Source organism: Desulfitobacterium hafniense DCB-2 (assembly GCF_000021925.1).
Classification (GTDB): Bacteria; Bacillota; Desulfitobacteriia; order Desulfitobacteriales; family Desulfitobacteriaceae; genus Desulfitobacterium; species Desulfitobacterium hafniense.
In genome coordinates this window covers 2,504,525-2,516,817 of sequence record NC_011830.1, presented here as the reverse complement: position 1 = coordinate 2,516,817, position 12,293 = coordinate 2,504,525, and the positions used below count along the sequence as shown (strand labels likewise).

Annotated in this window: 14 protein-coding genes; 6 read left to right on the top strand and 8 right to left on the bottom strand. The window is 46.9% G+C overall.

Features of this window, described 5'->3' with window-relative positions; translation table 11 throughout:
- Positions 1 to 91 precede the first annotated feature (91 nt).
- Both DHAF_RS11560 and DHAF_RS11555 read left to right on the top strand, forming a co-directional pair.
- Complete coding sequence (locus DHAF_RS11560; RefSeq protein ID WP_005814556.1) at positions 92 to 367, top strand: type II toxin-antitoxin system Phd/YefM family antitoxin; 276 nt, start codon at positions 92 to 94, stop codon at positions 365 to 367.
- The gene (locus DHAF_RS11555; protein WP_005814555.1) at positions 360 to 677 is read left to right on the top strand and encodes a type II toxin-antitoxin system RelE/ParE family toxin; all 318 of its coding nucleotides are present in this window, start codon (positions 360 to 362) and stop codon (positions 675 to 677) included. The genes DHAF_RS11560 and DHAF_RS11555 overlap by 8 nt, the downstream gene beginning before the upstream one ends.
- A 276-nt stretch (positions 678 to 953) precedes the next feature.
- Here the strand turns inward: DHAF_RS11555 and DHAF_RS11550 are convergent, their stop codons facing one another.
- Together DHAF_RS11550 and pdxR are read right to left on the bottom strand one after the other, a co-directional pair.
- On the bottom strand, positions 954 to 1,898 hold the full coding sequence (locus tag DHAF_RS11550) for a DUF1848 domain-containing protein (protein ID WP_005814554.1): 945 nt from the start codon (positions 1,896 to 1,898) through the stop codon (positions 954 to 956).
- A 147-nt stretch (positions 1,899 to 2,045) separates the two neighbouring features.
- Positions 2,046 to 3,470, bottom strand: coding sequence for a MocR-like pyridoxine biosynthesis transcription factor PdxR (gene pdxR / locus DHAF_RS11545; protein ID WP_005814553.1), 1,425 nt, complete (start codon positions 3,468 to 3,470; stop codon positions 2,046 to 2,048).
- Positions 3,471 to 3,645: 175 nt separating this feature from the next.
- On the opposite strand from pdxR, the gene DHAF_RS11540 reads away from it, so the two are divergent.
- Positions 3,646 to 4,116, top strand: a complete 471-nt coding sequence (locus DHAF_RS11540) for a pyridoxamine 5'-phosphate oxidase family protein (protein WP_005814552.1) — start codon at positions 3,646 to 3,648, stop codon at positions 4,114 to 4,116.
- A gap of 18 nt (positions 4,117 to 4,134) precedes the next feature.
- Here DHAF_RS11540 and DHAF_RS11535 read toward each other — a convergent pair whose 3' ends face one another.
- Positions 4,135 to 4,353 (bottom strand): hypothetical protein, encoded by a 219-nt coding sequence (locus DHAF_RS11535; RefSeq protein WP_015943973.1) that lies wholly within the window; start codon positions 4,351 to 4,353, stop codon positions 4,135 to 4,137.
- A 345-nt stretch (positions 4,354 to 4,698) separates the two neighbouring features.
- Complete coding sequence (locus tag DHAF_RS11530; RefSeq protein WP_005814549.1) at positions 4,699 to 6,315, bottom strand: N-acetylmuramoyl-L-alanine amidase; 1,617 nt, start codon at positions 6,313 to 6,315, stop codon at positions 4,699 to 4,701.
- A gap of 175 nt (positions 6,316 to 6,490) precedes the next feature.
- Between DHAF_RS11530 and DHAF_RS11525 the strand changes: the two genes are divergently transcribed.
- A complete protein-coding gene (locus DHAF_RS11525) occupies positions 6,491 to 7,360 on the top strand; it encodes an AraC family transcriptional regulator (RefSeq protein WP_015943972.1) in 870 nt (289 codons plus the stop codon).
- A 17-nt stretch (positions 7,361 to 7,377) separates the two neighbouring features.
- The gene (locus DHAF_RS11520; RefSeq protein ID WP_242659974.1) at positions 7,378 to 8,055 is read left to right on the top strand and encodes a DUF1905 domain-containing protein; all 678 of its coding nucleotides are present in this window, start codon (positions 7,378 to 7,380) and stop codon (positions 8,053 to 8,055) included.
- Here DHAF_RS11520 and DHAF_RS11515 read toward each other — a convergent pair.
- From DHAF_RS11515 to DHAF_RS11505, 3 genes are all read right to left on the bottom strand, one after another.
- Positions 8,041 to 8,340: a DUF1905 domain-containing protein gene (locus DHAF_RS11515; RefSeq protein ID WP_005814546.1), complete on the bottom strand. Its 300-nt coding sequence runs from the start codon at positions 8,338 to 8,340 to the stop codon at positions 8,041 to 8,043. The two genes, DHAF_RS11520 and DHAF_RS11515, sit on opposite strands and share 15 nt — an antisense overlap.
- A gap of 67 nt (positions 8,341 to 8,407) precedes the next feature.
- Positions 8,408 to 8,872 (bottom strand): MGMT family protein, encoded by a 465-nt coding sequence (locus DHAF_RS11510; RefSeq protein ID WP_005814545.1) that lies wholly within the window; start codon positions 8,870 to 8,872, stop codon positions 8,408 to 8,410.
- The gene (locus DHAF_RS11505; protein ID WP_005814544.1) at positions 8,853 to 9,983 is read right to left on the bottom strand and encodes a GIY-YIG nuclease family protein; all 1,131 of its coding nucleotides are present in this window, start codon (positions 9,981 to 9,983) and stop codon (positions 8,853 to 8,855) included. Before DHAF_RS11505 ends, DHAF_RS11510 begins: the two co-directional genes overlap by 20 nt.
- Before the next feature lie 186 nt (positions 9,984 to 10,169).
- On the opposite strand from DHAF_RS11505, the gene DHAF_RS11500 reads away from it, so the two are divergent.
- Positions 10,170 to 11,243, top strand: coding sequence for a methionine synthase (locus tag DHAF_RS11500; RefSeq protein WP_005814543.1), 1,074 nt, complete (start codon positions 10,170 to 10,172; stop codon positions 11,241 to 11,243).
- Between the two features lie 50 nt (positions 11,244 to 11,293).
- Here DHAF_RS11500 and rarD read toward each other — a convergent pair whose 3' ends face one another.
- Positions 11,294 to 12,211 (bottom strand): EamA family transporter RarD, encoded by a 918-nt coding sequence (rarD, locus tag DHAF_RS11495; RefSeq protein ID WP_005814542.1) that lies wholly within the window; start codon positions 12,209 to 12,211, stop codon positions 11,294 to 11,296.
- Positions 12,212 to 12,293: the final 82 nt, after the last annotated feature.

Genomic DNA, 12,293 nt, shown 5'->3' with positions numbered 1-12,293 from the left:
TCATTTTACCACTTTCATAGAATCCTCGATTGATTCCATAGCACAAAAGAAGTATAATTTAGTTAGAATATTGCTATAAGGAGTTGACACCATGCAGATTAAACCGTCCGCAAGCATCAGGCAGAATTATAATGAGATTGCAGCTTTGTGTAAAGAATCTGGTGAGCCTGTATACCTTACCAAAAACGGCGAGGGTGATCTCGTGGTGATGGATATAGAGGCGTTTACCCGCCGTGAGAAAATGCTTAAATTGCGCGAAGAACTGCTGGCCGTTGAGGAGGACCGTCTGGCCGGACGCATTGGGGTTACGCCGGACGAACTTGACAGCTATCTGGACAGCATCATTGATGAGGTGGACCATGGATAAGGGGCCTCAATATAAGGTAATTGTCTCCGAACGTGCCCGTCAGATGCTGGCGGGCCATGTTCGGTTTCTGGCACAAAAAAGCCCTGATGCTGCCCGCAGAACAAAAAACGAATTGATGAACGCTATCCGCTCCCTTTCCACCATGCCGGAACGCTTTCCTTTTCTCAATGCTGAATTTATACCGCTGAACAAATATCACAAGATATTCGTCGAGAAATGGTGTCTGATTCTCTATCAGATCAAGGATCAGACTGTATATGTTGACTACATCGTGGATTGCAGGCAGGATTATGGATGGCTAATCAGATAATCCCAATGTATCTCCTCAGTCAAGACTGCACGATATCATGGCAGCTCTTAAAATTGAACGGCTTCACACTATTGAAACGTTATTGACTTGACCTGTTTACAGAAAAGACGGCTTCTGGCATTTTAAACCAGCCGCCGTCTTTTGTTATCTTCCCAAATTCTTTCATCCTAAATATCTTGAAATGCTTTTCTTAGATCGATCTCAAGCTCCGGAAAACTATGGACCACTTCTAATATTATAATCGATTTTCCCTACCCCAAACCCAAATAGTACTCTTTACACTGTTTTTCCTACCTGAGCCTGATGCCCCTGCTTCAGAAAGCTTTTCTGCATCCCCTGCTGCAAGTTGTCGCTGGGTTTCAGCCGCCCGATTAGCAAAGGAGATTCCGGGTCATGCAGCAGATAGTTTTCGCGAGGCAGCTGGGCATTTTTGTTTGCGTAACAATATTTACAGCCATTGGGACAGCTGTTAAGGGCTCCAATGTCACGGCTTTCCATACAGTGACAGCCTTCGCGAAAGCCTCGATGCTTAAGCTCCCGAAACTGGATATCGTTTGCCCGGCCTAATATATCCAAAGTAACACATCCCGAGGTTTCAATGCCGTACTGGGCATAGTTTTCCTCCGGGCCGCAGGTCTGTAGAGGTATACCGTACTTTGCTGCAATCGCTCCAAGCCCTCGAGCAATGTTATCCTTATCCTCATCCTGCAAAGCAATCAATTCCGGAAAGTTGACTTCATGTTTCCTATACATTTCCACAAAACTGAAGATGCAGCGGTCAATATGCCCCGCCAAGCGATCGGCAATATACTCAAAGGTTTCGAGATGCAGGGCCCCTGTGTAGTTGCTGGTCAGCAGCACCGGATCATACCGCCAGGCAACGCGCCGGGCACCGACAATTTCCGAAAGCTTTATCAACGTGGCGATACTTGTGTCGATATCCGGCACCCCTGGTTCAACATCCCTCCCATAAGCCGTAATGGTATAGTAAAAATAGGTGTGGAACCTCTCCGTGATCTCATGGATGCGCTGGAGAACGGGAGCATAGTTTTTTGACCCGAAGATAAGGCAATCGACTTTATCCGGGGTTAATTCATAACGCCGCACCGAATTGGCAAACAGGGAATTTCGGGAGAGGACGTAACCCTCCTCAAACCGCCTGAAAAGCCAGTCTGCATAATGGTTGACAATATCCGTCCGCCCGCTGATATTAAGAATCATGTGTTTACCACTCCTTTCCTCACGCTGCTGCTATAAAAAGGCAAGCTTCCATGCATAAATGGAAGCCAGCGAGCCATGAGGCAAATATCTTTATTCTTATGGGGTTAAGTGTACCTTATTTTTAGGATCATGTCTTCCGATTTTGCATCATTTAATTTCCAGCACTGGAGCCCACACTTCCTTCAAAAGGCGGAGCCCCTCTTGTATCTGCCTCTCATTCAACAGGCTGTATCCTGCAAAAAGCAGATTGGGAGGGCAGGCTTCTGAGGCACTCCAGAACGGGGTCACCGGGTATACCCTGACTCCTGCTTCTTCAGCCATCTGGATTAAACCCTCAGCCTCCACTTCCTCCGCAAACTCCACCAGAAAATGCAATCCTGCCCCTTGCCCATGCAGCACGATGTTTGGTCCGAAGTGTTGCGAAAGCTGCTGGACAAAAACATCATGCCGTTTTCGATAGGCTGCACACATCCGGCGCACATGCCGGGTATAATCTCCGGAGCGCAGAAAGCTGGCCAGCACTTCCTGGGTCAGCCAGGTAACAGGGCTGCTGTAAGTAGAAAACATCTGATGGTAGGCTGGAAGCAATGACTTGGGAAGTACCATGTAATTAATGCGCAATGAGGGAGAAAGAGATTTGGAAAAGGTGCCGATATAGATAACCCGATCATGGCCATCGATGGACTGCAGGGATGGTATCGGATTGGCATCATACCTGTATTCACTGTCATAATCGTCCTCAATGATATAAGCGTTTTCTTCCGCCGCCCATTCCAGCAATTCCCGCCGTTTGGAAATCGGAAGGACGGTTCCATAAGGAAACTGATGGGAGGGTGTTACATAAACAATAGGGACAGCCAATGTTTTTAGCTGTGAAAGATCAAGTCCGTATGGTGTCGAGGGAATATGGCGTATCGTAAACCCGTTGTTTTGAAAGACCTCTTTGGCTCCATTATATCCCGGCTCCTCCATAGCAATCCTCTTATGACCTGCAAACAGCTTGCATAAGGTATCCAGGGAATAATGCAGGCCACAGCCGATGAGGATCTGATCTTCTGTACACACCACCCCCCGGGTCTGGTACAAATAGTTTTGGAGTTCACAGCGCAGGGAGAGGTTCCCCTGTTTATCCTGATACTGAGTCATCTGAGCCGACAAATGGGGCAACGCCAGCACCTCCAGCATATGCTTTTTCCAGGCAGTCTTGGGAAAGTACTCCTCAGGAAAGCTTCCGTATTGAAAATCATAGGGAAGCTTTTTCTCTGCTTTCTCGTGGCCGGGATGAGCAGACACCCCAGAAGATAACGGTTGCAATTCAGCGCTCTTTTTAGAATCCCTAATGCTCTCTACGGCAAAGCCTGCACCTTTGCGAGGAATAATATACCCCTCCACCGCCAGTTGTGTATAGGCTTTGTCCACAGTATTGCGCGCAACGCCTAATGTCTTGGCTAAAGTCCGGATTCCGGGCAGCAGCGTTCCCGGCGAAAGATTTCCGGAAATAATATCCCCTTGTATTTGCCTGTAAATCTGATCATATAAAGGTGTGTTGATTTCTTTACTAATATAAATCATTTATTCATACACCTCTCACTCAGTGTACCCATAATTATATGCTAAGAGTGTACCTTTTAACGGGTACACTCTTAGCATATAATAAAAACACCCAGCTGGCAATTGGCAAAGCCCGGGCCATCCCTGGGTATGAAGCGCACAACCTGCGCACATTACACATTAGGAGGAATGATCTATGCAAAACAGGATGAAACACTTTCAATTAACCAAAGAGGAGATTGACGCACTCCTGGAAAGAGCGGCTATTGGACGCTTCGGAACAGTTCGCGGGGACGGATATCCTTATGTCACTGCCATGCATTTTGTCTACTATAACGAAACTATTTATATGCACGGACTGCCTAAGGGATTAAAGATCGACAATGTGAAGGCTAATCCAAAGGTTTGCTTTGAAGTGGATGAGCTGTTGGGATTGCAGCCGGGTGAAGGGGCGGCCTGCGATACAGAGGCCATTTACAACAGCGTGGTGGTGATAGGAACAGCGCATATTCTGGAAGATATCTCCTCTAAACGTGAGGTTTTGAACAGATTGGTTGAAAAATACACACCCCAGTTTGCTGGAAAAGAGCTTCCGGAGAATATGGTGAAAGGTACGGCAGTGATTGAACTACAAATTAAGGAATGTACCGGGAAATATCACAAATAAGTCTTTCAAGGAGGCTGACTAAACACCCGTGTAAAGGGGCTCTACTGCCAAACCAGACCATTCGCTCCCTTTGTCTCTATCCTGGGTTACGTATTCCTGAGCATCAACATCTTTCCATAACTCTTTTCCGACCCCTTTAATACCTGAAAAATCTTTGTTTTTTCCTTCCACAACCTTCAATATTAGTACACCATCGACTTCGTCTGAAATAACCCTAAGTTCCATTCCTTCTTTCAATTTCAGCTTCTCTGAAACTTCCTTTGGAAGCTTGATTGAATTCCTATTTATAACATAATAATGTTATTTGAGATGCAAATTCTGCTTGTTCAAAAACAGGGGCATTATCATGAGCTAGTGAAACTCCGCTCGGTACCTTAGCAGGCGCATTTTCTGACTCTTTACGGCAGTTTGACTTGCGCTTTCCTAAACAGGTCAATGATGGCCTGACCTGTATCCGAAGATACAAAAACAGCAACAACACATCCCTAAAAAATCATATATATTCCAACCTATACCTAAGGAAGGAGCCGCAAAACGTTTATGCCTAAACGTTTGCGGCTCCCTCTTCTTTGCCGGGTTTATTTAAACTCTTTCAAGGTAACGGATATAGGCTTGAACTCCTTGACTTATTCCCTGTGCGGCTTTCTCTCTAAAAGCGTTGTCACTGAGCTGTTTCTCCTCGGTTGGGTGAGAGATAAAAGCTACTTCCACCAGAACTGCCGGCATGGTATTGTTCCTCAGCACATAAAGCCGCGAATCCTTAACACCAAGATTTTTGGTGCCAATCTCCTGGGTTAACCCGCTTTGAATATATTGGGCCAGTTTGTAGCTGGGAGAACCACTGGGGTTTTCCGAGGAGTAGAAGGTCGTCGTGCCCTGAGCCGTTTGCCAGGAGTCATTATGAATACTGATGAAGAGATCCGCATTGTTTTCATTGGCGATATCCACACGTTTTTGCAGGTCCCCTCTTTGCGTGTAGGGTGTTCCCGGAGCATAAGCCGGAGAGTTGTCATCGTTGCGGGTCAAGACCACCTTGGCTCCGGCCGCTTCCAGCTCCACGGCCAGATACCGGGCAATAGCCAAATTATTATCCTTCTCTTTGGAGCCGCCGGGTCCGATGGCTCCCGGGTCCGGAGACCCATGACCGGGATCCACAACCACAGTTTTGCCAATCAGCAGGTTCTTAATAAAATCTTTGCCTTCCAGTTCAGCCTGAATTTTCCCCGAAACCACACCTGTGCCACCCAGAATAAAGACCTCCATAGCGGCAAGCTTATCCGGGCTAAAAATCGGAGCGATGGACTCAGGCAAAGTATAACTTTTCGTAATCAGCAGGGCCGAGTTATTCTTGGCAGCAAGAACGGTTCCTACCATGGCGTCGGGATAGTGCTGACCTGAAGCCAGATAAAGCTGCTTTGCATCATAGACGTTTTGAGTTTGAGCATACTCATAGAGCTTAGCCGCTGATTCGTAGCGGTCCTGCCCTCCCAAACGCTGACTTACAGGGATATTCTGTTCCTCAAGCAGTTGATCAGGAACCACGCCATCTCCCCCCACCACAATGACCTGGGAGGGTCTATGCTGCTGATAATAGTCGGATACGCTTTGGGGAAACTCAGGGTTTGACATCAAAAGAATAGGGATCTGTTGGCTTCCGGCATAGGACGCCGCGGAAAGAGCGTCCGGGAAGTCGTCTCCGTTGACCAGAATCATGGTATCACTGGGAACCTTTGCCGCGATGAGGGTTGATGTCTCATAGCGATCCTGTCCGCCAATTCTTTCCCACTGATAATTGAGTTCAGTGAGTTCTTTTTCCAGATAAGTGGATAGCCGCCCATTGCCGCCCAGCAGAATCACCTTTTTGGCCTCCAGGCGCTTTAATTCCTCTTTGACCCGGGGATCAAGATGAGCGCCATAGGTCAGAAGAACCGGCGCATCCAGCCCAACCGCCAGGGGAGTAGCGGCGATAGCATCGGCATAATTATTCAATTCATTGAGAATGACGGTTTCCGAGGTCGTCCACCCTTGCTGGGATGCGGCGATAGAAGTGGCTGTGCGGTCTTTACCATATAATCTTATCGTAGCGGCTCCGGTTGCAGAGGATTCTGCAGTTGCTTCGGCACCAAAAACTGTGAAGGGAAAAAGATTCAAAAGGAGAATTACTGTTAAAGACAAAAAAGAAATCCGTTTCCACTGCATAATAGACCCCCTACAATTCAATCATATCGACAGAAACTGACACTTTTTGATTATAACATGATGTGAATTGCAGAATCACTGGAATTATTAGGCTCAAAAACAAACTACACAATGCGGCACAAACTATCGGGCGAATCGATTTCCCAAAAGATAGAATTGAACAGGGAGTGAGAAAATGGATTGGGTTAAACAGCTGAATGAAGCAATACATTACATAGAGGAAAATCTTACAACGGAGATCTCCTATGAAACTATTTCAAAAATCGCCGGCTGCTCTGTTTATAATTTTCAAAGAATGTTTTCCTATATTGCCGATAAGCCCTTGTCCGAGTATATAAGAAGCAGACGCTTAACCATGGCGGCCTTCGATTTGTTAAACAGTACGGACAGAATCATTGATATTGCCCTAAAGTATGGCTATGAATCCCCGGATTCCTTTTCACGTGCCTTTAAAAGCTTTCATGGGGTTTTACCTTCCAGCGTCAGAAATGAAACAGTTCAGCTAAAATCCTGCCCCAAGCTCTCCTTTCAAATTACAATTAAAGGAGCATATCATATGAATTATCAAATTGAACACTGGCCTGCCTTTAAAGTTATGGGTATCTCACACAAAGTTAAAACAGCGGCAGCATTTGAAGTTATTCCAGGCCTATGGGAAAAGGCCTGGCAAGACGGAACAATGGGAAGGTTTATGGAGAATTTTCCTGATTACAGGCCTGCAGGATTTTTAGGAATTGCAGCCGGCGGCCAATGGGGAGATTCCGAAGGAATGAATTATATAATAGCCGTAACCAACCATGTTGATGTGTCTGAATGTCAACCTATTCCTGTACTTGAAGGGATGGAGGAATTTGCTTTCCCTGCTGCGGCCTGGGCAATTTTTGAAGCGAACGGAGAGCTCCCTGATGCAACACAGAAAGTCTACAAGCAATTTTACACCGAATGGCTTCCCAACTCAGGATATGCACTGGCAGACCTGCCGGTTATTGAATGCTACATGCAGGAAAACCGTCAGGAAGTATGGATTGCTCTGGTTAAGAAATAATGAAAAGGAATGATGTTATGCATTATTTATTCAGGTCAGGCTGCTACAAAGAAGGCAATCGAGTTTTCATAAAAATACCCTTCAATGTTTGGGACACTTGTGGTAAGAAAGGGAATATACCCGTTAAAGCCACTATTGATGATATAGCTTTTGAATGCAAACTTATCCCCAAAGGCAATGGAGACTATCTGCTTCCACTTAACAAGGATATCTTTAGCAAACTGGGGTCAAGCGGCGAATACGATGTTAGATTTACTCTATTGGAACAATTGACCAGAATAACCAATGACAGTCCGTATGATAAAGACAATCCCATACGGCAGATTGAAAGTATCTCCTATTTGAAGCAACCCCATAATGGCTATTGCGGGCAAACATGCCTTGCCATGCTGGCCGGAATTTCTGTTGACGAAGTTATAAAAATAATGAAAAGTACAAAATGGCAGGCAAGCATTAGTAAAGTGCTTGAAACCCTTGACTATTTCGGCTTTTCATACAAAAAGCCTGTTTATACTCATGGGGAAAAGGTGATGTTCCCCAAGTGCTGCATCATAAACTCAAGGGGTTGCGAAAAAAGCCATCTGCTGGTTTACTTTGACGGCGTTTTTTATGACCCGGCGACTGGAGTTTCAAAGGATTATCCACACAAAACTATTATTAGTTATATTGAGGTCAGTACCCTAAACAGAACCTAATCCCTTGGTCTTGCCTTTAGGCTCCCGTTCCCGCAGAGTGACCCTGATGGTATCCCCCGGCTGTTTGCCGATTTTAGTGCGTATATCTTTACGAATCCCCAGGATGTGGCAGGGAGTTCCCATTCTGACCAAGCTGCCTGCATAGACCTCACCGTCAAAAGTCGCGGTTACCGGAACCCGGCCTTTGCCAAATTCAGCCTTCACATCAAAAGGTATTTCGATATAAGCCCCGTCCATATCCGGCACCTTCTTAATCTCCGCATCAAATTCATAGAATTTACTCATGAGAACTCTCCTTAGTGTACCGCTTCATCTCTCTCAAATTAAAAATCGGGAGCAGCGAGATTAATCTTCATGAATTGAGGTCAAATTCTTTATCCTGATAATCCTTAACATAATAAGTGTTGCCCTTTTGGATCACCGTATGCCCTTCCCTCTCCAGAAAGGTTTTATGCCCTTGAATTCCCTCCGGATATTTTTCGTTCAGCCGGCCATCCTTCTTTAAGGTCCGCCAATAAGGTGTTGGATCCTCTCCCCGTTCTGCCGAAGCATGGGCCGCAATGTTGATGAATATTCCGGCTGTGAGAGGACAAGTAAAATCTGCTTCATGCTTTTGGGCCAGATAACTTCTCAGATAGTCTGCTGTAATCACTTTACCCTCAGGAACTCTCCTCATCTGCTCGTCATAAGCCAAGGGCGGTGCCACCAGCATTTTATCACCGCCATAGCGCATAACCGATTTAGGGTCCGTCACCTGAACCACTTTGGGTAGATCCTTATTTTGTTTGAGCTTTTCGTTAAAGGATTTCCTGGCCATAATTATCCCCCTTTTTCTTCTCTTCTTCATTAATTCTCTTGAGATTAATCCGCTTGAGCATATCCTCAACGAACGCCCCTTGCTTCAGCGCTTTTTGGGTAATGGGAATAGAGATAACCCGGTCTTTGCGGAGATAGGAATCAAGGATTTGAGCCTCGTCCACTTCCTGCTGTGTCAGCTGTCGGGAACAGCCTGGCTGGTCCGCCAGGGCTTGAGTGATTTCCCTGAGAAATTGCTTTAAATCCTCATCAAGCCAAGTGAGCACTCTGCTCGTCACTACTCTATTTCCTTTGATCAGGAAGACCTTGACAGTCTTTTTTTCAGTGTCCAACTGTTCAAGGGCCAGCAGGCTTTTATTGCGATATGTACCCTTGAGGAATTTTTGTCTTCCTTGTATATAGCGTAACCCCAGCAGATACTCCCGATAACGGGCAGCCATTTCAAAATTTAGCCCCTCGACCGCTCTTGCCATCCGGCTGCTAAGCTCCTTCATGGCTCCCTTGTCCCCGGCTTCAATCGCTTGGCAAACTCCATCCAGCCTCTCCCTGTATTCCTCAGAACTGACCTTCCCGGTACACACCCCGACACAGGTGCCCAGCTGCCGGTACAAGCAGCCATTCCCTCCCTTGCTCCGGCCGGGGGCGGAACATTTACGGATTAAGAAGATATCACTGAGACCTTCCACAGCGGTTTCCACCCGATGGCGGCTGCTGAAAGGGCCGTAATATATCCCTCCGCCCGCTTCCCTCTCCTGAACAATGTCTAGCCTGGGAAAGCTTTCATCAGGTATCTTGATGTAGACATACTTCTGATGATTTTTCATCTGCCTGTTGTAATGAGGCTTGATTTCCTTAATCAGGCGGCACTCTTCCAGGAGGGCATCCAGCTCTGTATCCACTATCCGGTACTCCCAATCCGCAATACGCAGGATCATTTCCTCCACTTTAGGGTCCCGGTCCTTTTGCTTATAAAAATATTGGGAGACCCGGTTCTTGAGGTTCTTGGCTTTGCCCACATAGATAATATTCCCCAAGGAATCCTGCATTAAATAAACTCCCGGCTGCTCCGGCAGATCCTTTAATTTCTCTTTTAAGCAGTTCTTATCCTCCATAAACTTTCAACATCCCTACTTCGACTAGGCAGTTCTCAGCATTTGGGGCTCCACATCGGGTCTGTAACTGCTAATCTCTTTGCTAATGACTTCCATTAAAGATATAATCTATACATATCAATTCCAAAATATATGATTATAAAGTTATCATCCATTAATACTCTCCGAAGAAAGTAGGTTCATGCTATGTTCGATTCATCCTCTTGGCAGCCCCGCTTCCTCGCCACAGGCGTAGGCAGTCTCCCCTATGCTCAAGCTGAAACAGCTTTAAGCCAGATATGGAAAGCCCTCCCCCAGGCACCTCATTGGCCCCAGCTCCCTCAACTGGGAGCAGAAAGCTCCTTTGTGGGGCAGTATCTAAAAGTGCTGATTGAAACAGGCTGTATTGGCGGATTTGAGCAGCCCCGTTTCCAAGTGGATGCCCCGGATTGGACGGAGCGGATGGCTCATTTTTACGAGTATTATCTTCATGCTGAAGCAGGGGATCCCAATGCCTTGGCCGAATTCGGCTTCACTCCGGAGGGAGGATTGGGATTCAATGAGTTTTGCGACGTACTTGACCAGCAAGGTACCCAGGAAGCCCTGCTCTTGAAGGGACAGTTAAGCGGCCCGGTAACCCTGGGCATGCAAATTACAGACCCCAACCGCAAAGCAGCCTACTATGACGACTTCCAACGGGATATCCTGGTTAAATCCCTGCGCTGTCACGCCCGCTGGCAGACGAAACGGCTGGCTCAGTACGGGCTGCCCGTCCTGATGTCCATCGATGACCCCGGCCTGTATGCTTATGGCGCCTCGACCCACCTGACTTTAGATCGAACTGTCTTGATCGAGAATATTAATGAAGTGGCCGAAGGAATTCTCGCCGAAGGCGGAATACCCGGGGCTCACGTTTGTGCCGGAATGGATTGGACCCTCCTCTTCGACTCCAAGATCAGGGTCGTCAACTTTGACGCCTATGAGTATATGACAAGTATGGCTGTCCTTGCCGAACCTCTGGAAAGATTTCTCCAGAAAGGCGGCATTCTCTCCTGGGGCATCGTTCCCACTTCAGCCAAAGCCTGGGGAGAATCGGCGGCGAGCCTCCGCGAGCGTCTGGAAACGAACATTAAAGAGCTAACCAAAAGAGGAGTCAGCGAAGACCGGCTGCGGTCACAAAGCATGCTTACCCCAAGCTGCGGTACCGGTACCTTGGACATTGAGCTGGCGGAAAGAATTTATGCTCTCCTCCAGGAGCTAAGTACATCCTATCGGGATTAAGAAGAATTCGCTAGGAAAAATACCTGTCATGCCAACACCTTGAATCGATCTTATTTCCCCTGTAAAGAATGAGCTACACCCAGATTGGCCTTGCGGAAAACAACTATCCTGGAAACCGAATAGACAGCTAAAGCCAACCAAATAAAGCCGAAACTCAAGGCATGAGTCGACGTAAATTCCTCATGATAGACGAACACGCCAAGCACCAGGCTTAACGTAGGGGATAGATATTGAATAAAGCCTATCGTTGTAAAGGGCACATTCTTGGCGGCATGGGCGAACCATAACAAGGGAATGGCCGTCACGATTCCCGCTCCCATGAGCAACAGCAGGGTTGGAACACCAAAATGACTGATTGTTCCCCCACTGTTTGCCCCTGCGGTCCAAAGATAAATTATGGCAATAGGTGTAACTACGGCGGTTTCTAAAGTCAAGCCCAGCAAGGAGTCCACAGCCACCAGCCGTTTCGCCAAACCATATAAAGCGAAGGTTGTCGCCAGACCCAAGGAAATCCAGGGAATTTTTCCATACTCCAAAGCAAGGATAAGTACCCCAAGGCATGCCAAAACGATGGACGCAATCTGCCAGCGATCGATCCGTTCACCCAGCACCATAATCCCCATCAAAACAACGATCAGGGGATTAAAATAATAGCCAAGACTTGCTTCCACAACTCTATTGCTGTTTACCGCCCAAATATAGATATACCAGTTGGATGTGACCAGCAAGGCGCTTAACAGCAGTCCCAACACTTTTGAGCGATCCCGGAGTACACTTCTGATCTTACCCCATTGCTTTTTATACAGAACCAACAAGGCGACGAAAACAAAGGACCAGGTAATCCGATGAGCTAAAATTTCCTGTGCCGGCACACTTTGCAACGTCTTCCAATAGATAGGCAGCAATCCCCAGGCTGTGTAAGCAGCCAAGGCAGACAACACTCCGGTTTTTGACGATTTTTCTTCCATTTTGACCTCACTAAATCGGTTATATCAACGATAAGGCATCACCTTAAAAACCTGACACTACATTATACACCCTTTTCTTATG